The sequence below is a fragment of the Roseateles sp. NT4 genome (genome assembly GCF_051857475.1).
Classification (GTDB): domain Bacteria; phylum Pseudomonadota; class Gammaproteobacteria; order Burkholderiales; family Burkholderiaceae_C; genus Pelomonas.
In genome coordinates this window covers 138,649-159,359 of sequence record NZ_JBPZGZ010000005.1, presented here as the reverse complement: position 1 = coordinate 159,359, position 20,711 = coordinate 138,649, and the positions used below count along the sequence as shown (strand labels likewise).

The window sequence follows — 20,711 nt, the reverse complement described above, 5'->3', positions numbered from 1 at the left end:
GTGACGGGCGCTCACTCAACTGGCGGCCCTTTCAACTCTACGAAGTTCCCTTCGCAGTCAGCGAAATAGATCGAAGGCCCCTCACCTTCCGCACCATATCGACTCACGGTTTCTCCCGCCTCCACCCCACAAGCGGCGAGATGCTGCCGGATCAAACGCTCGTCAAAAGGCTCCACGCGAACGCAAAAATGGTCCAGCTCCGATCGATGAACGGAAGGCTGTCCAGCGTCAACCGTGGCGAGCGTCTTCTTCAGTGGGACCAGGTCGATCAACGAACGCCCAGCCCGTAACTGAACCAGACCTTCCGTTCGGCGCTCGACTGAGCAGCCAAGAACTCGCTCATAAAAACCCACCATTGCATCGATGTCTTGCACTCGCAAGACAAGGTGGTCTAGCCCGAGTATCTTCATCATCCGATTCTCCTTTGACGAAACTCTCTCGCCGTATTCATCCCCACAAAAGCTTGCCCAAGTAGCGCGATGGCAGCAACGTGAAGAGCCCCGCAGTGATACAGGCGCCGGCATAAAGCCATTGCATGATCAGGCTGTGCATTCGCACATTTCCGCGATAAATATAGAAAAGCGCCCCATAGATACCAAACAGCGTCACCGGTATCAAAAGATGGATGAGATTGAATCCATAAATATTGGGATAGCTATAGTCTCGAATGAAGATCGCACTGACCGCTGCAACCAGCATCAAAGTAATCCATGCATAACCGAAGGCGCGGTGCAGTCGCGGTCTTTGTTGTCGTGCCCGCCTCGCCCAGATTGCCACGGGCCCAATCAGCGTCGCGGTCAGTGCAGAACTCATGTGCACAGCCACAAGAGGCGTCAAATCCATAGGAACGTCCTTCAGCCGCGCTCGATGGCGACATTGCGAATGCTTTTCATGATGTAAGGCGCAGCGCGACGCTTTTTTGGATCAGCACGTTGAACTTGCCAAGGCACACGGGCTGCATGGCATGGCCCATGCAAGGTCGACAAGCGTATCCATGAGCAGTGCTCGGCGGCGAAGTCCATACTGACCTCGCAAGGACCGAACATTTGATCCACCCGTCCGCAAAAGCTAAAATGAGACTCTCTATAGAGCTATGAGAATTTCTTCAGCCGCCGTGTCATGACCCAAACAGAGGCCATTGCCAAAATGGTGTTGGATATAGACGCATTCGTTCAGGCGGTGCTGAAGTCAATACCGCCGAACAAGCCCTGGCAACGCCAGCTGCTCTTGCATCTGTCGGAAGCAGACCGCCACATGCAAGTCCTGAGAATGGTGATCGCGATGGATCGGGAGAAGCAGGAGATCCAGGATGCGTCCGATCGCCTCTCAAAAGCCCTGCATGCGGCTGACGCCTACGCGGCTGCAGTGAGAGGAGATGCTCAAACCAAAGCGGCGATTCACATTGCGCATCAACTGTCCCGGCAACTGCTGCCCGCGCTGGCCAACAGCTAAACGAAAGACGCGGCACGCTGACTCAAGCAGCCCTTCGCGAGCCTTCAGCTGCTAGGCTCATTGGGGGCTGAGCAGCGAGAGCACGAACTTGCCTCCTCGACCGTTTTCTAACTCACGATGCGCGTCAGCCGCTTGGTCAATGGAAAGGACCGTTGGTGGGACAGGAGGACGGTCAAAGACGGAAAGCGCCAACCGCCCAGCGACAGCGAGCCGCTCGGGGAACACATGGGATATCCCACCTGTAGAAAGCCCAGTGACGGTGATGTTTCGCAACCAGATCCGATCACCGGAAAGCGATGGATCATCACCGCTGGCGTTGCCCAAGATCTTGAGCTGCCCTTGTGTTTGCAGCAGGCCAAGAAGCTTGATGCGCGTAGCCCCCCCGACCGTGTCGCATGCGACATCGAAGTTTGCTGCACGTTCGCCCAGATCCCGCGGAGCAATGACTTCGGTAGCGCCAGCCTGCAGGAGCTGCTCAGTCTGATCTTCCTTCGAAGATATGGCGAGCACGTGCTTGGCTCCTAGATATCTTGCCGCGGTGAGAAGACAGCGCCCCAAGCCTCCAGTCGCCCCGCTTACCGCCACCGAGGCGCCTGGCCGCAGCGATTCCAGTGCCATCAGGGCCGTGGCACCGTTCACCAGCACAGCCGCCGCCCGAAGCAGATCACCATCGTGCGTTACCGGACAGGTCAACGCGGCCTTGGCGATCGCAATCTCGGCATACCCACCCATGCCACCGCGGCTGAAGTCATTGAGCAAGGCAGCCACTGGGTCTCCGACCCTCAGGCCTTTGACGCCTTCACCCACAGCATGGATGTGTCCGGCGACTTCGATGCCCGGAATGGTCGGCAACTTCACGAACGCAAAGTGGCCCGCGCGCACCAAGGTATCCACAAAGCCGACGCCTGCATATGAGACCTTGATGGCGACCTCCCCTCCCATGGGCTGAGGCTCGACCACATCCTTGAGAGCGAGAACTTGCGGCCCGCCAAATTGCTCAACAACGATCGCTCGCATAGATCTCCGTCATCGTTCGCAAAGGGTTCAGTGCGCCGTGCCGCCACTCGCGGCCGGTTGAGTCGGTACCGGAACAATCGGCGCTCCCGTATCGGGCAGCAACAGATCGCTGCGCGGCTGGCTTTGCTGCTGCAATGCACGAATGGACTCGTACCGATCCAGGCTCAGCCGTCTGCCGTCATCGGCGGTGCGCATCACGACCGGACGCAGAAAGACCATCAGGTTGGTCTTCACTCGGGATCGGTTCTCACTGGAGAACAAGCGGCCGATCAGTGGAATCTTGGACAGGCCGGGCACGCCATCGTCGCCATCGATGTACTCATCCTTCAGCAAGCCACCGAGAACGATGATGTCGCCGTCATCAACGGCGACAGAGGCTTCAATAGCACTCTTGTCCAGTGTCGGCCCTTCAGTGCCACTACTGCCAGGCACAACATTCGAATTTTCCTGATACACCTGCAATCGGACCGTGTTGCCCGCACCGATCTGAACCTTCACCTTCAGGGTCAAACCGACATCCTTGCGATCCACTGTCTGGAACGGATTGACCGTGCCGCCTGTGCTGGCACCCGCGCCGGCATAGGAACCCGTCACAAACGGCACGTTTTGACCGATAACGATGCGCGCCTCCTCGTTGTCCAGCACTACAAGATTAGGCGTGGACATGACATTGGCACCACCTTGGCCCTCGAAGAGGTTCGCGACCGCGCCTAGCGTGTAGAAGTCGCCAACCTTTTTGAGCACACCCACATTCAAGCCCGTGGGCGCCGATCGGTTGTTCTGCAACGCGGCGGCGACACCACTGCGTCCGCCTGCCACGGCGGCGGTGCCATTGATGATGTTTGCCAGGCTCGTTCCAAAGTTCGTACCGACGCCCGTGATTCGGGAGTCCCCCTTGTCGCCAAAAAGGTTCTGCCACTGCACGCCGAACCGGGCAGCCTTGGCGTTGTCGATCTTCACGACCAGCGACTCAACGTACACCTGGGCTCGGCGGACATCCAGTTGCTCAATGGCGGCGCGCACCTGGCGATACAAAGGCTCGGCGGCGGTGATGATCAACGAGTTCGTCGAAGGGTCAGCCTGAACAAACCCACCCGTGGACGGTCCAGCCGAGGCGGACAGGGGTGCCGTTGATGCACTCGACGCACCCACGCCCGAGGCGCCGGCGCCCGTGCCAGCGCCGTTACCCGCTGGCGAGCCGGCAATGCCGAAGTTGTTCCCCGGCCCGGTTGGTGTCCCCCCACCAATAGCGCTACCGGCGCCAGTGGCAGACGAAGACGCACCAAACGCCGCCCGCAACACAGCGGCGAGCTTTACTGCGTCAGCATTCTTCAGGAAGACGACGTGAGCCTCATTCCCATTGCCGCTGGTGGGCTGATCGAGCTGGTCTACTATGGCCCTCGCGGCGGCCAAACGGGTCGGGTTGCTCGCGCGCAGGATGAGGCCGTTGGAGCGCGCATCCACCAGCACGTTGACAGCACTGTTCGCTTGTCCTGGAGCTCCTCCGCCAGCCGCCGCACCGCCATCTGCGAGTCGCTGCACCAGTGGGGCAAGATCTGCGGCTACCGAGTGCTTGAGGGGCACGATCTCGATGTCGGCAGCCCCTGGAACGTCCATCGCGGAGATGATCTTCGCGATGCGTTGTAGGTTGTCTGCGTAGTCAGTGACGACCAGGCTGTTGTTCCCTGGATTGGCGTTGATCGAGTTATTCGGAGTGATCAACGGACGCAAAACCGCCAGCAAGTTGTTCGCGATCTCGTGCTGCAAGACGAATATTTGCGTGACGATCTGATCGCCGCGGATCCCACTACCCTCGATGGCTACATTGTCGGCTTGCAGTTTGGCCTCCGGCTCGGGCAACACTTTCAGGAAGCCCCCCGACTCCACGACCGTGAAGCCGATCCCACGCATTGCGGCGAGATATATCCGGTAGCCCTCGGCGATTGATACCGGTTGCTCGCTGTATACCGTGATCGTTCCCTTCACTCGCGGGTCGATGATGATCTGCCGATCCATCATGACGCCAATGGCCCGGGTAACGGCTTCGACGTCGGCGGAAACGAAGTTCAGTGTCACCGGTGAGCGAGGCCGCACGGCGGGTTTCGTGGAGCGAACGTTCTGCGCGGCGCCGCCGTTGAGCTGAGCAGACTGGCTGTTGGTGGCTATCAGAACTGATAAAAGCGCAATGCCGATATGTTGGAGGCGAGACACCTCCCGCGGTCGTCGAAAGCTTCTCACTCGAAGTTGGTCGCAGGATGCGCTGAAGGACTACTGAACGACGGCACCATAGGGCAGGAGCGAGCGCGTTGTAACTACGAAGAGTCGTATGACCAAGTGCCCGCACCTTAGCCAGCCGCTCTGCGGTAGGCATCGACTCAACTCAGCAAAGATTGCACCCTGACAGTCCACGAGAAGACGACATCCGATGCTTATCGACGCGCCTGGAATGCATCACTTCAGCCTGGGCGCCGTAGGCCGGTCGAATGTGGAGAAATCCCCTCTTCAAGTGCGAGCGGCTTGGGAAAATCAGGGGTCGAGACTCGGTTGCATCGTGAACGGCCAGGCATATTGGAACTCCGCGCAGGAAAGTTCTTGTGTTCGCGCAACGCGTGTGCGGGGCTTCGTAGGCTCGAAATCAAGTGGGATGGCCTGTAGGCCATCGAAAAGGCCGGCCTGCAATCGGGTCCATGCGCCGAACCAGCGAAGCCGCACAAGCAAGGTCTGCACGACGATGCACAGATGAGCCGCCAGCTCCTCCGCATCCCATTCGAATCGGCACAGCAAGATGAGGTAGGCAGACGCTTGCGAATAGCTGTGCCGCGTCAACTGGACAGGATCTGGCCCTTCCTCGAGCTTAAGCAGTTGTACGACGGGGTCAAATGTCTCAGGCGCGGCGAGCAATCGCGCCATTGAATGAACCGCGGACTCGGCATCCTCCTTGTCCCAATCCCTGTCGAGCTTCACCGCGTATCTCAGCTGCTTGTCTGCATACTTGACCAAGCGGTTGTGCAACCACCCCAGCACCTGCTCTTGATCGGCGCGATGGCTGAAGTTGATCGCGAAGCCCCGCTTGGCCCCGATGCGCTCGGCGACCAGCCAAGCTTCAGTTTCTACGTCCTCCAGCGCGTGTTCTCCACGCGTCTGGCCAGCGATTCGCCTCAGATCAGAGCGGCGCTGGATGATGAAGGCTTGGTACGAATCCATCGGCAGCGTTGGCATCGCTTGGTACGAGAATTGAGGTACTGCAGTGCGTCCTGAGATTCACCCGCAACTGACAGCGAAGCCGCGCGTACGCATGTCTATGCAAATGAATAGCCGCCGGACTGCAACCCGTGCCCCGGCTGTGACGCCCTACCGCCCTAGATGGACGCTTTACCGTTTACAGCCCATCAGCGACGGTTGACGAGTGATTGGCGATATTGCCCCCCCGCCGCCAACGCGGCGGCATGTCGGCGCAGGATGGCATTCAAACCGGCTGCAGTCTCACTCCGCGCCCAGTCAGCCTGCCATTCCAATGCAACCGGAAGCCACGTGATGGGCACCGCTCCAGCTTGCACCAAGCGCTGGATAGCTCGCTCGTGAGACGCTGCATCGTAGTCACCGCTCGCGTCCGTCACGACATAGACCTCATAACCCTCAGAGAGTGCCCGCAGGGCGGGCAGCATCACACAGTTGTCTGTCCACAAGCCGGCCATGACGATCTTGCTGCGTCCAGTCGCTCGGACGGCTTTAGCCACACGCGGGTCGTTCCAAGCATTGATGACCGTTCGGTCGATGGGCGCAATACCTGGAGTCGTCTCTCTGACCGCATCGAGAAGAGGCCCCGCAAAGGCATCTGCGGTGATCGTGGTCACGATTGTGGGAATCTTGAACAACTGGGCCGCCTCGGCCAGCCCGGCCGTCGCGTTGAGCATGGAGTCGATGTCGATCGACCGCGTCGAGAACGCGTATTGCGGCTGAAAGTCAATCAGCAGGAGGACGCTGTTCTCCGGCGTCAACTGGTCCAGAACCGGCGCCTGAGGTTGCCGTCGAACAGCAGCAGGTGGGGCTGAAGCGGCATCTGCGGCAACAGACTGGCCGCTGCTGGAAATCGCCGCGATCACACAGATAGTGGCTGATAGAAATCGATTGATGGCAACGGACATTGATGCTGTACCAAGTGATGGATGACGCCAGCATTCTTTAAGCCGCATCGCGTCAAATCTAGTGCTACGCCGCTACGACATCACGTAGCATTTCAATCGCTCGAGGCGTTGAGGAGGGTCCAGGCTTGTATTCCTCGAACTCAGTCGAAATTCATGCGTCAGAAATGAATGAGCAATCCGCCAGCTCGTAGACCTGCCGCGCTTGCAAGGCTGATTCGACCGACAGGGCCAGACGTCTCGAATCGATGCCTATTCCCATTTAGACGCTACAGCTCTGCAGGCGTCCGGCAAAGCCGTCTTGAACGAGTTGTCGCCTACGACAAGGATGCTGGCAGTCGGTCCGCTGGACATGAGAGCCGGCGTCGAAGCCGCAATCCTGCGTGGTCAACGTCTTCGGTGCGTCCAAGACACATGGGCTTGCCTGCCCGTCAACCGCCGCGCCATCCGCATGAAGGTCTTCGTTTATGACGGCATCGGCGTGCGGCTGGGCGCTTCGGTGCGAGCAGCTCCTCGACATTGCTCGCACCGACGTCGACCACCACGTTGGACGTGGTCTGCAAGATTTTCAGCCGCTCAGCAAACTGCCACCGGTCACGAAAACCTACCGTAGACAAGCCCTGATCAGCGCGGCCGCCAGCTCGCGAGCATGGCTTGGTGACGTCTCAAAATTCGGCCCCGCAGTCGGACGAAGCGATAGGCAGACGGCCCATCGGAACGCAGACTTTCGTAGTCGCCACGCGACGCACAGATCGTTAACCTCACCTTCATAAATAGTCGCTAGCGAGTCGCCACGACTGGGGGCGGTCAAGCGCCAAGGGCGTTTCGATCGGACCTGTCCGGAGCCGTGGGCAGATTTCCGCATGCTCGCCGGCACGTTGAACCGAAGGCCAACGCAAGGCGCGTCAAAACTTCGCGCCCAAACTGTCGTGGTGATCTTTGCAATACCAGCCCCTTGAAGATCGACTCCATCGACGCCCTCTCCATCTCTTTCAAGAACCACGCCATGCGTCGATCCTGCATCTCTCTCGCGTTAAGAATCGCTCAGATCCTCGCACTCGGCCAGGTGCTGATCTCGACTGCTACTGCTTCAGCTACGTATCGATATGGCTTTGAAATTGTTCGTGCGCAAGATGCCGACCCACCCGCGGTGCCGGAATCCCTTCAAGCAGCACTGGTAGCCGCCGAGGAAGTTGCACGCGCCCATCCGGCTGACCTAGCGCCGCCATGGGTTGATCTACCGAACGGCAGAGTCGTCGTCTCTGGCGCCACTTCCAGTGGGATGAAACTTGCTCAAGCAGCAATGAAAGAACTCAATCGCCCGATCAACGGGGGTGGTCCAGCGAGCCTGGCCTCATCGCCATCGCCGGGCCTGTTGCAAGCCCCACCGGCCCGACGATCGTTGGCTTCACTGCAAGCAATTGAAGACAGCATCATCGCAGCCGACAGCCTGGACGATGCCGAGCAAGTTCAGATGATCAGACAGGACGCCGCCAGCAACCGCCTCGTTATCACCGTTCGGTCCGCCTCCGATCGGTTGTTGAAGAGCTTGGCCGAGAAGTTCGATGGTGATTCTCTTTTGATTGAAGTCGATGAAACCGATATCGAACAGACGACCGGACGCTTCTACGACTTCTCGCCTTTCTCTGGCGGCGCTGAGGTTCGCGCCCTCAACGGTTTCAACAGACCATATTGGTTTTGTACAACCGGCTTCCCATGGAAAGTGAACATCACCCTCTATGGCACTCATGTGAGCGGGGGCATGTTGACAGCCGGGCACTGCGCCCTCCCGAATGAAATCACCTACTTTTGGTCGACCAATTCAACCACCCTGACTCCAGGTTCCAATGCCGCGGTTGGCAATCAGTACATGGGCAAGATCCTGCCAGGATGGTCGACATACAGGTCTGATGTCGGCTCTGTCAAGATGGCGAACAGTGGCACTTACCAAGGTGACGTAGCACTGATCTTGGTGACTCCTAGAGGCGAAGACGTAACGTCCTACATCTATGGCGTCCACAGCGCGGGACCCGGAAACGTACCGATGCACAAAGTTCAAGGCATGCTGCATCGCCCAATGAAGCCAGGAGACCAGAACGTTTGCTACAGCGGCACCCAAAGTGGAGAGATGTGCGGCTACAACGTGACAGCGATTGGTATCAGCTACAAACCTCGAGGTGAAAAGTGGCACCGAAACTTGGTGGTCGCGCAGAAAGGCCGGAAGTTCCTGGATAACAATGCCTGCGCGAAGCCCGGCGACTCTGGATCGCCGGTGTTTGCGCTCGCGGGCAACAAAGCCGTCGCGCTCGGTATCTTGTCAGGCAAGGAAACCGGCTACTTCAATTGCAAGATCTTCTTCACCGACATGCACACAGTGGCTGGCGCGTTTCCCGGAACGTTGGCTATTCACTAGTGCATGTATATACCGATTGCATTAAAACCTGTTAACACCAAAGCCGGGCAGATGACTTGACTTTCAGAAGTCGGACAGCCAGTGCGCGTGCCTTGGCGATGATGCGCAACCTGCTTAGACAATTGAGCAGAACAGCGATTTCGATTGCTCAGGCGGTGGCAGCAGGTTGGCGGCTGTTGGCCGCAGGCAGGCATTCAAGTTCGCGTTGAAAACGAGGATTTTCGTACGTGGCCTCGCAGCCGGAACTCTGCTTGCGAACGACTCGCTAGGCCGCGCGTTACTTGAGTTGGCGCTGAAGCCAAACAGAACTGATGTATTGACCACGCTTCAACGCGTACTCGTTGAAGACACCCACTTCGGTGAAACCGAACTTTTTGTGCAGATTCACCGACGCCTCGTTGGGCAGTGCAATACCAACGACAGCACGGTGCAGGTCTTCGGTAGCGAGCGACGAGAAAAGCGACGTGTACAGCGCGGAACCAACGCCCTTCCTTGCCTCTCCGGGCGCGGTGTAGATGCTGGTCTCAACGGTTCGCCGAAATGCTGGATGATCTCGGTAGCGCTGACTACTGGCGAAACCGCAAATTCGGCCTTGTCCAGTTGCCACAAGAAGGCGATGAGGGCCTGACAAGGAAAATGACGCGATCCAGCGAGCCACCATCTCTTCGGTCAATGGTTCTTCGTCAAAGACGGCAACGGTGGACGAGACGTAATGATTACGGAGCTTGAGTAGCACATCGCAATCCTCAATAGTGGCATGGCGAATCTGCATGGTTGTACGGCAAGGCGGTCTCGGTACCTGACGGGGGATCATCCCACCAAGGCCGCACTGTATTCGGTCGCGGCTGTAGCACCCCGCAGAGCAGCCTCAAGCACATCCAGGCTACTGAACGTGGACCCATTTTTATTTCAACGTGCAGAGAAGCTCTCAACCGCGGTGCAGCCAAGGCAGTTTCCTTACGCGACACTCTCTGAGTTGCGGCTTGGACGCTGAGATGCTGGCTGCACTGATTCGTCCGATGTTGCCGGCCCTGGTCGGAATGCAGGACGAGGTAGTCGCTCGGGCAAAGCCCGGTGAAGGCTCGATTCAGCATCGAACTGGCCATGCTGAACCAGAGGCTCTGCGACGTAGCGTAGGCCCAATTTCGCCATTGAACAGGTCCACGACGGGCGACAGATAGAACTTCTTGGCCGCAACCCTGATCACGGTCACGTCGGCGCCAACTTTTGATCCGTCCCTGACGCGCTGAATTTGCGCTCAAGCGAATCCGGCACGGCCCTCTCCAATCGGTGCACGGTGGGACCGGCACTTCTTCGGTCGGAAGAAGAACTTCAATTGCAGCTCAGTCAGCCTTCATCCGATCATGAATCGCCGACAAGAAAACGCGCAGATGCCTAATGGGTCGTCAACCTGGTGGACAGACCACTAAATCTGAGACCAGGGCACGCTACTTGAAGCAGTCGGCGTGGTTGCGCCTTTGGGGGTGTAGCTGAACGCCGCATATCCAACTCGTGCCTCCATTACCAACGTCTTGCCGGTCGATTCGGTGAGCTTCGCGCTCCCGCCTTGTGGCGGAGAGACGGAGCTTCCGCCAGTGAACGGCGTAGCCTGGGTAACCGTGAAAGTTGTGCCTCGAATGACAAGATCTCCGGCTACAGAAACAACGGCTTTTCCGGCCGTCGTTTCAATCCGAGTTGTCGTATTCATCGTCACCACATCGTTGCCAGTGGTAACCGTCACGCCTTTGAATCGATCGATCGTGACCGCAGTTGAGCCGCTCTGGCTGCTTGTCATCGTGAACGGCCCATTCAGAATGCGACCTGACGCATTGAACGACGTGAAATTTCCTTCAGCAGTGCTGGCTCCATTGCTGCCGACAGACGTGAACTGCAGCGAGAGCGCACCGTTGATCGCAACTTGGGCGCTGGTCCACTTGCAGTGATCAAACGTCGTGGTGATGACGTCGCCGGCCGACAGCGTTCCATTGCCATCTGCGTCGTTGTTGGCGACAGTGACCGAACCACCGGAAGTACAGGACGTCACAGTGGTTCGCGTCGACGCGATCCGCACATCTGGCTGCGTTTCACCGCCGGCGGCTTCAAGAGCCGATGCGAGGGAGGCAACGGGAGCCCCAACGCCAGGCGACGCCATCCCTGACAAGACAGCCCGCGCAAAAGAAACTCCAAAGTCTCCGTAGTTGTTTTCGCTCAGTGCTCCGACACTCTCGCCCGAGCCGGCGTCCTCCTTTGCTCCACCGCCGCAACCCTCTAGGCAAAGCACCGCGGCAAGAGGAAGCAAAAGACAAAGCTGCGGCGCGGTGGATTTCAGATGGGCCAATCGAATCATGTGAGCAAACTACCGTGGTCTAAGAATTGCAAGATCGAAGGCACACTCAACGGTGATGTCTGAGCACCGACTTGGAGATGCCTCGCATCCAGCAGGCTAAACGCGATTGTGTGAAGCGTGAGCTACGAAAGTCCGTATCGCGGGACTGGCGCCAACACAACCGATCGACACTTGGTGCGAAGCTCATCCATAGAAACGATCTGCAGAGCGCTCGTTGGAGTTGTTGCAAAAGGTGCGTCCCCCACTCCCCTCAAGGAGTCCAGGGGCTACTCTTTCGCATCCTTTCTTGCCTCAAGCCTTGCCCTGACCTCTTCCTTCGATGGCATCCAAGGCTTCAGGGTGGACCTCCGGCCAAATCGCCGACCTTTATCGAGTCAGCGTCGCTCTCGCTTACTCGCTTAGGCGTTGGAGCATTTCGGGGAGCGTGATGCGATCGACGACACGCAGCAGTCGAGCCTCAAGGGCAAACCCGGCCGCACGCTCTGCGTCGACGGGCTGCTGTTGCTCATGTTCAGCGAGTATCTGAGCGAACTCCTTCGCGACATTGCCTGTCACTTCATTCACAAGTCGTCGAGCGACTCGCTCCGGCAGTCCCAGGAACTGCCCTGCTGCCAAGACCGCCTTAAGAGTCACCTCGCCGAAAGTTTTGGCTCCAGGCAGTGCGAACGCCATTCGAACGCGATCCCAAGTCGCGTGCTCGTCCGCAAAGGCTTTGGTGTAGTAGACGCCTGTAGCCAAAAGGTCGTAGTGCGGAGCGAGCCAGATGCCTTCATGATTTACGTGGAAGGACAGGTTCTTAAGGTGGCAGTCATCATTGGCCACCAGCACGTTGAAAACCAGCCAGCGAAAAAGTCGTGTGCGGGTCTGAATCTTGTTGGTAGTTCGTTCGATGATCTTCACAAGGGAGGTCAACGTGGCTCCCGAGTGTTTGAAGGTCCGAGCCTTATTCAATAGCTGACACCCGTCGATGACGTGCAGCCGGTTGATAGCTGGCGCCTCCAACGGGGCACCACGCCGTCGACCCGATCCTTCGTTCTTCACCTCCCGGTCGAATCGTTCGATGAGATATATGGGCTCTGGCACGTGCTTCATCAGCACTGCGGGTGTCTCAAGCCGAGCCGCATCGGCCAACCGCATCGTGAGGAACTCGTTGAACACAGAGGCGGGGTACGTCCCGTACTCCGTATGCTCCGGCTTAAGGATATAAGTCGATGGCGTCGCTCCGACAGGCTCATAGAGCGAATCGCCTTTCACGACGACCAGCAGCTTGTGTTGGGCCCCCGCCAGAGACATGCGTTTGGGCGCTCCCTTCGAGAGAGTCTGCTTTGGCAGAGCTTGGATTCGGCGGCTGAGTTCTGCGTCGGAAAGTTCTTTCAGCGCGAACTCATCTGGCAGCGGTGCGCCTGGCGGCAGCAATGTCAGCGAGCCTGCTGACTCAGCTCCGAGGTACTCCAAGAGCGCAAACGCGTCCTCATGGTCCTTGATGCCGGCTTCCTTTGCGATAGATTGCCGCAGCAGCTCCTCGGGCAAAAGATTGTCGAAATACCACTGAACCGGTCTCTCGGTGCCTCCATCCGCATGCCGCAACTTCTCGCGAGGCAGCGCCGGCGAGAGATCGAAGCTGCGTTCCATCTCAGCCCATGCCTTGTCATAGTCGAAGACCCACAAGTCATTGGCTTCGCTGAGGGCTCCGATGCACGTCCGATCAACGTAAACCTGCAAGCTGCGCATGGTCAGCCGTCACCCTCCGCCGTTTCCCGCATACCGGAGGTGTCTTGCCTTGAGGGCATCGAGCTCCGGGCCGCCTCTGCGGCACCTTGTGCTCGCTGCTGAATCTTCAGCAACGCAGGCAACGCGGCTTCTGGAAAGTCGACGCTTACAGTGATACCCATCTCGGACAGCAGGCGCAAAACCGTGCCCAGCTGAACGGTCACCTTGCCCTGTTCGACGTTTGTGGTTGTTTGCTTGCTAACACCTACGGTCTCCGAAAGGTCGTCGATGCGCACCTTGGCTGTCCTGCGTACTGCTTTGAGTACATGACCAAGATCAGAGGCAGAGTTAATGTGGTACTTCATGATATGCCTAGTGGAGTAGGCATTGTGAAGCATCATAGGCTTCTTTTCAATGCATATGCCTAGCATGCTAGGCAATTTTGCTCTCCAACCTGGCACAAGGCAGGAAATGCCTACCAGAGTGGACACTCAAGAAGCCAAACATAGCGACAAGCAATGAATGCCTAGTCCAATAGGCATATTTTCCCGCCAACAACGGGGAAGCCGTATACCGACTACATCAGCCGAAGACCTGGGCGCAGCTATCAGAAGCCCACTCGGCAGGACGGTGTACTAGTCCCAGCAACGGCCGAGAGCCCACCGAAGGGCGATCCATCGATGCGGCTCACTTGGCGTTCCCCAAGCACCAACCAAGGCCCACGCGCCTGCCGGAAATTGGCCAGAACGGGATCGGTCGTTTAGCTACCCCTCGCTCAGAGACGAGCCAGTACGCCACGGCGCATGTAGCCTCGGCGGCCAACGGTCGCAGACCCTAGCGTCGGCCTCCTCGAATCGGGGGAGCAGCGACCGACGTACGCCAAGTCAGCGAAACCTCGAAGTCGCGGCGCACTGGCAAATCCAGCCCGTAGCAGCGATTGAGCAGCCAATTGACGCCAGCCAACGTCACATCGTGCATCGGCACATGGACCGACGTCAGACGCGGTGCGGCGAACTCAGCGTTGGGCGAGTCGTCGTACCCGAGCACCGAGATGTCACTGGGCACCGAAATTCCACGCTCTTGGAAGCAAGCAAGCAAGCCAATAGCCATTTCATCATTAGCGCAGAAGACTGCGTCAATCTGCCGACCTGATGACAACAGTCGCTCACCGGCCTCCCAACCCGCGAGGTTAGAGAAGTCTCCGGGAAGCACGAGAACGTCGCTAACGTCCCTTCCTTGGCGCGCCAGCTCCCCCATAAAGCCAGACAAGCGAGCCGCGTTGTCTAGTGCATGCGCTGGTCCAGAAACCACGGCGATATTGCGATGCCTATGAACCAGCAAAGCGCGCGCAGCAAGGATGCCGCCCTGCACGTGATCTGGACCAAAGCACTGCTCTGGCAGCGCCTCCAGCTGACGATTCAGAACCACCACGCGATCTTGCGCCTGCTTGAGCGCCACGATGTCCTCAGCTTGAACTGCATGGCCAAACACCACCAGACCGTCGCAGTCACGATCTAACAGGAAGTTCATGGCCTCCACAGCCTCAGCTCGCTGCGTGTCCTGCGTCTGACCAAACGCCACTACAAGATGCAGCCCCTGGCCTCGCACGACGGCGTCAATGGTGTTCAATATCGGTGAGTAATAGGCACCTCGCAATATGGGGATGTAGACCCCAATGAGCTGGGAGGTACCGTTACCGAGCGAGCGGGCCGCGTGCGACGGCCGAAAGTCGAGATCGGCAACCGCCTGTCGCACTCGGGCTGCTGTTGCCACTGCCACAGGACCCTTGCCACTGAGCACGCGCGAGGCTGTGGCCAATCCAACGCCCGCCTTTCTCGCTACGTCTTTGATTGTCGCCATGCTGCGAGATTCATAGCTGGAGTAGGCGGGCTGGCCGCTTGCAACGGATCGATCTGCAATTAGCGCACGGCAGGCTGGATACGCTTCCATTGCGCAACTACGCACATTCGTAGACGGCCCTAAGAGCTACCCCTAGGGCTTCTCAGAGATCGACTTCTCAAAATAGCGGAACCGTTTCCACTGGCAACGGGTTAGAGACTCTGGCCATGCGCCGAGGCGTATCGCGCGCTTTGTTATCGCGCGACCGCACCGCTTGAAGTCCACCTAGGAGACCCATGAAATCTGCACCGTACTTCCGTACACGTCACCTCATGACCCGGCACCTTCAGCTGCGTCCAGTGGCGCTTGCCTGCACCGGCTTGATGCTTTCTATGGGCAATGTCTACGCCCAAGCGGAGGCAGAAAAAAATCAGCTCGACACCGTCGTGATCACTGGCATTCGGCGCTCGCTAGAAAGCTCCGTTGACTTGAAGCGGGAAAGGCGTGGCCTGGTGGATGGGATCGTTGCTGAGGACATCGGCAAGTTCCCCGACAGCAACCTCGCTGAATCAATGCAGCGCATCGCTGGCGTATCGATTGATCGGGCACCAAGTGGCGAAGGATCCAAGGTCACGGTCCGTGGCGTTGGGCCAGACTTCAACATGGTGCTGCTGAACGGCCGGCAGATGCCAACGGCCACGATCAACAACGAGCTCGGTGGCGCGAGTGGGTCTCGCGCCTTTGACTTCGCCAACTTATCGTCGGACTCGATTTCAGCGCTGGAGGTGTTCAAAACCTCACGCGCAAGCTCACCGACGGGGGGTATTGGCGCGACGATCAACGTCAAGACCGCTCGCCCCCTAGACCTGAAGGAACGAATCGCCAGCGTCAGTGTGAAGGCGGGCTATGACGCCTCGAACGCTCGCCTGCCGAACAGCTTCAAGGGCAATCAGGTTACTCCTGAAATATCGGGGCTCTACAGCGAAACTTTTGCCGACGGCAAGATTGGCGTCGCGGTGAGCGGCAGCTACTCCAAGCGCGACTCGGGCTCCAACAAGGCATACACCCTCAGCGGCTGGTACACCTTTCCGGCTTCTTCCAACGACTGGGGATCCATTCCACCGAAGCCGGCTACAGGGCCGGATCCCATCACGAACCGCCCAACTGGCCTGTACTCGACCTCAGTCGACATGCGCTACTCGCTGACTGCCTTGCAGCGCGAACGCTTGAACGGCCAAGTCACGCTGCAGTACGCACCGAGCAAGGACCTTAAGTTCACACTCGACTACACGCTGGCCAGCAACACCATCGGCAAGAAGAACGCCGAGTACTCCAGCTGGTTCAATTTCTCGCATGGACCTGCCACGTTTACCGACGGACCGGTGGCAACGCCCATCATCGAGACTGCACTTTTTCCGAACAATGATCACGACCTTGCTTTCTCCAGCGGCATCTACGGCGAGAAGTCCAAGAGCGGCTCTACCGGCTTCAACGCCGAGTGGAAGATCAGTGACGCCCTCAGGATTGAAGCGGATGCCCATCATTCCACTGCCAAGACCAATCCGAACAGTCCATACGGCACTTACTCGATCATGGACTTCGCCATGTTTGGGCAAGGAACCGCGATCGCGTACTACGACCAGAAGCTGCCTCTACTGAGCCTGCCTACGACGGTCTACGACCCCAACAAACAGCAGTTGTCGGGGAGCCAATTCAACAGCAATCTGAGCGATCAGACGATCGACCAGATCCAGACTCAAGGAACGTACAAGCTCAGCGCCGACAGCAAGTTGATTGCCGGGCTGGGCTTTACCAGGCTCAAGAATCGATCCGCGGCCTACAACAACTCCAACAACGATTGGGGTGGCGTCGGAGCGCCAGGCGACTTCACCGGCGTGAAGGTGAGCGCTGAAAGCCTGCCGCGCTTCTTCAATCGAATCCCTGGACATGACGATCCACGCCTGACGCAGACGTTCTACGTGCCAGACTTCGAGAGCCTTCGCGCGCGAGCTCTCCAAGTCATCATGGCCAAAGGGGCGCCTGGCCACCCCAGCCCGATGACCCAATCAGAAGCGGAAGCGTACCTCTCCGCAGCTCCTGACTACACGCGCGGCAACGACTGGCGAACCACCGAAAAGTCAAGTAGCGCCTTCGTTCAATGGGATCGGTCGTTTGAGGCGGGCGTGCCCATGGACTTGTCCGTTGGGGTTCGCTACGAAAGCACCAAGATTGATTCCTCGTCCCAGGTGGTCACGCGAACGGGTAGCTCCTGGGGCACCCAAAACGAGATCCTCTTGGGCACGGGAAGTCCAAGTTTTGGTCAAGCTAGCGGGAAGTACTCGTACGTGTTGCCTAGCATCGATTGGGATGCCGACATCAACGACAACTTGAAGCTTCGCGCCAGCTATGGTCAAAACATCGGGCGACCCGGCTGGGACGCTCTGGTCGGCGGCGTGAACGTTTCAAGTAATGCCAAAGCAGGGGGAGGCACCGGCTCAACGGGCAATCCGAACCTCAAGCCTTTGCTGTCAAAAAACCTCGACTTCTCAGCCGAGTACTACTACGCAAAGTCGAGCTACTTGTCGGCTAACGCCTTCTACAAAAAGGTCAGCAATTTCATTGGCACGGCAACCGTCAACATGACCTTGCCAGGCGTGACGACGCCTATCGGCGGGGCGTACTACAGGGCTGCTCAAGCTGTATGCGGCTCCAACTCACAGCCCCTGTGCCTACGCAACTACATCTTCACGAACTTCAACGGCCAGCCGGGTGTGACAGTGACGGGCGTCAATGGCGCCGGTGAGATCTTGGGGACCATTACCGGTCTACCGAGCGATCCGTTGCTGAACTTTGCGGTCACCACACCTTCCAACGAGAAGGGCGACAACATCAAGGGGCTGGAGTTCACGGCCCAGCACTTGTTTGGCAAGAGTGGCTTTGGCATAGCAGGCAACTACACCTGGGTCCGCACGGGACTGAAGTACGACAACACCAGCCTGGCTACGCAATCTGCGCTGGTGGGGGTGAGCAACTCGGCCAACCTCGTTGGCTTCTTTGAAGACGACAGCTGGTCGATTCGAGGGGCATACAACTGGCGCGGTGAGTTCCTGGCAGCCAAGGTCGACGGCGCTGGCAACAATCCGGTCTACACCGAGCCCTACGGACAGGTCGATGTTTCAGTCGGCTACAAGATCGGCAAGAGCCTGACGCTGCAAGCCGACTTGATCAACCTCAACGACGGCTACATCCGTCAGCACGGTCGCGCGAAGGAACAGGTGATCTCCGTTGTTCAGACCGGTCGCCGCTATCTCATCGGAGCGCGATACAGGTTCTGAATCAAAAAGGCCTCGCCGCCCTCGCCCTTTCGCCGGGGCGGCAAGTCTCCTGTGACAGCGTATGGGGTGCGCAGCCTTTGCGAGCCGCCCCGGTCACTCGCAACTCCCATGCTGCAACTACTCAACAACATCGATCACAAGGATCTGCGTGTCGTTACTGAGCGCGGTGCGCGCTGGGGCGACAACGTAATGTCGGCTCCGGTCATACCGGAGGAGTTTCGGAAGCTGCAGGCCCACTACCCCATCGTGTTCCAGCCTGACGGATGCGGAAGCTTCCAGCCCATCGTGCTCTTCGGCTTGAAACAAGGCGAAAACCTATTCCTGACCGAGGATGGTTGGACTGCCGACTATTTGCCGCTTTCCATGCAGCGCATGCCGTTTTCCATCGGAATCGCCGGCGACGAACTGCGCATGATGGTGGACATGGCCAGTCCCCGTATCGGTGGCGAGGCTGACGGCGTGGCTGTCTTCATGCCACACGGCGGCAGTACGGAATTCGTCGAGCATGCCAACTCGGTCTTATGCACTCTTCACGAAGGCTTGGAGCGCATGCCCTCCTTTGTTCAGGCTTTGACGACCCATGGCCTGCTCGAGCCCTTCACGCTGGAAGTGGAGAGGCCCGACGGCTCATTTGGCAAACTTTCGGGCCTCTCAATGATCCACGAGGAGCGGCTTGCCGCACTTGATGCACAGACAGTTGGCCTGCTGCATCAGGCCGACTTTCTGTACTACATCTACATGGCAATCGCGTCGATGTCCAACCTCAGCAAACTTATCCAGCGTCACCTAAGTCAAGAGGCCTGATGCTGGAGCGCAAAACCTGACTTCCGAGGCGACTCCCGCCAAGGCGCTGCAGCCAACCCACCCCTGCTGACGCGCAACCAGCCAGCCTTTCCCGCCGCCACACCGGTGGTCGCTTAGCCACAGAAAGTGCCGACGTACCGGCTGGCTTCGCGTTAGATGACCTCGTCCAGTCCGGGAAGTCTCTCAACAAGGTGTGCAAGATCATCAAGCGCCTGCAGGGCGACGATAGCTAGCTCGACCAGGCGGGCTGGAGCCGTCTGGTCGCAAGCCGCAGGATCGAACGAGAAGACATCGTCAACATCGCGCTTCAAGCGGCCAGCGAGCCCTTGTGGCCTACGACGTAGGCCGCTTAGCCGGCAGCACATGGAACTGAGCGCCCAAAGCCGGCCACCTTCGCGTAAGCCGGACACAGCAACGCTGCAGCGTCCAGCCTCGACGCGAATCAAGCTCGGCCGCGTGATGCCAGCGCGCTCCGCTACGTCTACCTGACGCAGTCCACGCACTTCGCGCATCTCATTCAGCTTTGCACATATCGCCTTGACGGCAGATTCGAAATCGCTCACGCCTACAGGTGTTAAATCCAATACATAACAATAGTTATGTATGAAATACGGCACACGACGACCACCAGTTTAGACCCGCTTCCTTGCCGAAGTATCGGGGCGCTTGCATCGAGACGTCACCCATAGACGGCAAGTCAGCGATCCGCTTCTGTGACTGACCAAAACCTGTCAGAGAGCGACGAGCGGCGCACGCACCCCGGCTGACCGGCGATGAGCTCTTCCGGGAAACTGGCATGCGGCAGTCGACATTGGGACTACCCGCCAGCTAGCAGCCTCTGCGCTATCAAAAACGAAGCTCAGTGTCACCACCATCCCCTCCAGCGAGATATTTTGACGGGCATTTAACGACAAAAGCACCACAGAACAGATGACTGCATAGTAGGCAACACCGTTAATCTTTAAGCCACTTCACCTAATCGACCGTGCCGCTACGAAATCACGTAGCAATCCGAACGCTCCACACGACGAAAAGTGTTCAGACTTGTGCCTGTATCTCGAAGCTGTCTGCCTTGGAGTCAGAGAACTCTCCAATTCCCAGAGATTACCAGGCGGCTGCAATGAGATCCGGGCGCATCCTCACCATCTGCTATTCGTCAATGAATACCACACCACACAAAATCCAGCCTTTGCGACTCCTGCTGCCACCTCTAGTACCGATTGCTTTCCTTGCATATCTTGTAATCAGCGCATGGCTTGGTGTCGTTCCGTGGAGAACTCATTACCTCACAATCGCCTTCTTGTATTTTGTTTCCACAATTGCCGCGCTCATCTATGAAGCGCTGATCTTGCCCAGTGCCCTAAGAACCATTTTTTATTCATCGACTAAAACAACAATTCTCGACCGAGCATGCGTCGGCATCGCCACGCTGTTTACCGCTTTCTGCTCGTCGTTACTCGCCTACGGCTTCCTGACCTAGGTGGTCAGATGGCTTGCTCTATCAAGCGGGCATGCCAGTCTGAAAAGCACCCATACAACCAGCCACTGCACAGCGACGCGTCGAACGAAGTAGGCTCGCCGCTTAGCGCGTATCGCGAGACAGGCTTGCGGGACTAGCCCCTGCAAGATGCTGCACATCGATATCTATTAGC

The 20,711-nt window shown here is 58.2% G+C and carries 17 protein-coding genes; 5 read left to right on the top strand and 12 right to left on the bottom strand.

From position 1 onward, the window contains the following. Positions 1-11 precede the first annotated feature (11 nt). Together ACS5PN_RS26640 and ACS5PN_RS26635 are read right to left on the bottom strand one after the other, a co-directional pair. Positions 12-413: a VOC family protein gene (locus tag ACS5PN_RS26640; RefSeq protein WP_439467064.1), complete on the bottom strand. Its 402-nt coding sequence runs from the start codon at positions 411-413 to the stop codon at positions 12-14. A 34-nt stretch (positions 414-447) separates the two neighbouring features. Further along, positions 448-843, bottom strand: a complete 396-nt coding sequence (locus ACS5PN_RS26635; protein ID WP_439467063.1) for a DUF2306 domain-containing protein — start codon at positions 841-843, stop codon at positions 448-450. Between the two features lie 276 nt (positions 844-1,119). On the opposite strand from ACS5PN_RS26635, the gene ACS5PN_RS26630 reads away from it, so the two are divergent. Continuing rightward, the gene (locus ACS5PN_RS26630) at positions 1,120-1,452 is read left to right on the top strand and encodes a hypothetical protein (RefSeq protein ID WP_439467062.1); all 333 of its coding nucleotides are present in this window, start codon (positions 1,120-1,122) and stop codon (positions 1,450-1,452) included. Between the two features lie 57 nt (positions 1,453-1,509). Here ACS5PN_RS26630 and ACS5PN_RS26625 read toward each other — a convergent pair whose 3' ends face one another. The 4 genes from ACS5PN_RS26625 to ACS5PN_RS26610 form a co-directional block, all read right to left on the bottom strand. Next, on the bottom strand, positions 1,510-2,469 hold the full coding sequence (locus ACS5PN_RS26625; RefSeq protein WP_439467061.1) for a quinone oxidoreductase family protein: 960 nt from the start codon (positions 2,467-2,469) through the stop codon (positions 1,510-1,512). 27 nt (positions 2,470-2,496) lie between these two features. Beyond that, positions 2,497-4,680 carry a type II secretion system secretin GspD gene (gspD, locus tag ACS5PN_RS26620; RefSeq protein WP_439467060.1) on the bottom strand — a complete coding sequence of 728 codons (2,184 nt, stop codon included), beginning with the start codon at positions 4,678-4,680 and terminating at the stop codon, positions 2,497-2,499. Between the two features lie 315 nt (positions 4,681-4,995). Then, positions 4,996-5,688: a hypothetical protein gene (locus ACS5PN_RS26615; protein WP_439467059.1), complete on the bottom strand. Its 693-nt coding sequence runs from the start codon at positions 5,686-5,688 to the stop codon at positions 4,996-4,998. 170 nt (positions 5,689-5,858) lie between these two features. After that, entirely contained in the window at positions 5,859-6,614 is a 756-nt protein-coding gene (locus tag ACS5PN_RS26610; RefSeq protein ID WP_439467058.1) for a hydrolase, read from the bottom strand. A 952-nt stretch (positions 6,615-7,566) separates the two neighbouring features. On the opposite strand from ACS5PN_RS26610, the gene ACS5PN_RS26605 reads away from it, so the two are divergent. Beyond that, the gene (locus tag ACS5PN_RS26605) at positions 7,567-9,024 is read left to right on the top strand and encodes a hypothetical protein (RefSeq protein WP_439467057.1); all 1,458 of its coding nucleotides are present in this window, start codon (positions 7,567-7,569) and stop codon (positions 9,022-9,024) included. Positions 9,025-9,301: 277 nt separating this feature from the next. Here the strand turns inward: ACS5PN_RS26605 and ACS5PN_RS26600 are convergent, their stop codons facing one another. The 5 genes from ACS5PN_RS26600 to ACS5PN_RS26580 all read right to left on the bottom strand — a co-directional run bounded on the left by ACS5PN_RS26600 (position 9,302) and on the right by ACS5PN_RS26580 (position 14,941). Beyond that, positions 9,302-9,796, bottom strand: coding sequence for a GNAT family N-acetyltransferase (locus ACS5PN_RS26600; RefSeq protein WP_439467056.1), 495 nt, complete (start codon positions 9,794-9,796; stop codon positions 9,302-9,304). A 654-nt stretch (positions 9,797-10,450) separates the two neighbouring features. Beyond that, the gene (locus tag ACS5PN_RS26595; protein ID WP_439467055.1) at positions 10,451-11,362 is read right to left on the bottom strand and encodes a hypothetical protein; all 912 of its coding nucleotides are present in this window, start codon (positions 11,360-11,362) and stop codon (positions 10,451-10,453) included. Positions 11,363-11,761: 399 nt separating this feature from the next. Next, complete coding sequence (locus ACS5PN_RS26590; RefSeq protein ID WP_439467054.1) at positions 11,762-13,102, bottom strand: HipA domain-containing protein; 1,341 nt, start codon at positions 13,100-13,102, stop codon at positions 11,762-11,764. A 2-nt stretch (positions 13,103-13,104) separates the two neighbouring features. Then, positions 13,105-13,446, bottom strand: a complete 342-nt coding sequence (locus ACS5PN_RS26585) for a helix-turn-helix domain-containing protein (RefSeq protein ID WP_439467053.1) — start codon at positions 13,444-13,446, stop codon at positions 13,105-13,107. A 469-nt stretch (positions 13,447-13,915) separates the two neighbouring features. Continuing rightward, positions 13,916-14,941 (bottom strand): LacI family DNA-binding transcriptional regulator, encoded by a 1,026-nt coding sequence (locus ACS5PN_RS26580; protein ID WP_439467052.1) that lies wholly within the window; start codon positions 14,939-14,941, stop codon positions 13,916-13,918. A gap of 275 nt (positions 14,942-15,216) precedes the next feature. Here ACS5PN_RS26580 and ACS5PN_RS26575 point away from each other — a divergent pair, with 275 nt between their 5' ends. Beyond that, positions 15,217-18,255, top strand: coding sequence for a TonB-dependent receptor (locus tag ACS5PN_RS26575; protein WP_439467051.1), 3,039 nt, complete (start codon positions 15,217-15,219; stop codon positions 18,253-18,255). Positions 18,256-18,363: 108 nt separating this feature from the next. Next, on the top strand, positions 18,364-19,059 hold the full coding sequence (locus tag ACS5PN_RS26570; RefSeq protein ID WP_439467050.1) for a SapC family protein: 696 nt from the start codon (positions 18,364-18,366) through the stop codon (positions 19,057-19,059). Between the two features lie 152 nt (positions 19,060-19,211). Here the strand turns inward: ACS5PN_RS26570 and ACS5PN_RS26565 are convergent, their stop codons facing one another. Further along, the gene (locus ACS5PN_RS26565; RefSeq protein ID WP_439467049.1) at positions 19,212-19,622 is read right to left on the bottom strand and encodes a helix-turn-helix domain-containing protein; all 411 of its coding nucleotides are present in this window, start codon (positions 19,620-19,622) and stop codon (positions 19,212-19,214) included. Between the two features lie 626 nt (positions 19,623-20,248). Between ACS5PN_RS26565 and ACS5PN_RS26560 the strand changes: the two genes are divergently transcribed. Beyond that, the gene (locus ACS5PN_RS26560) at positions 20,249-20,539 is read left to right on the top strand and encodes a hypothetical protein (RefSeq protein ID WP_439467048.1); all 291 of its coding nucleotides are present in this window, start codon (positions 20,249-20,251) and stop codon (positions 20,537-20,539) included. Positions 20,540-20,711: the final 172 nt, after the last annotated feature.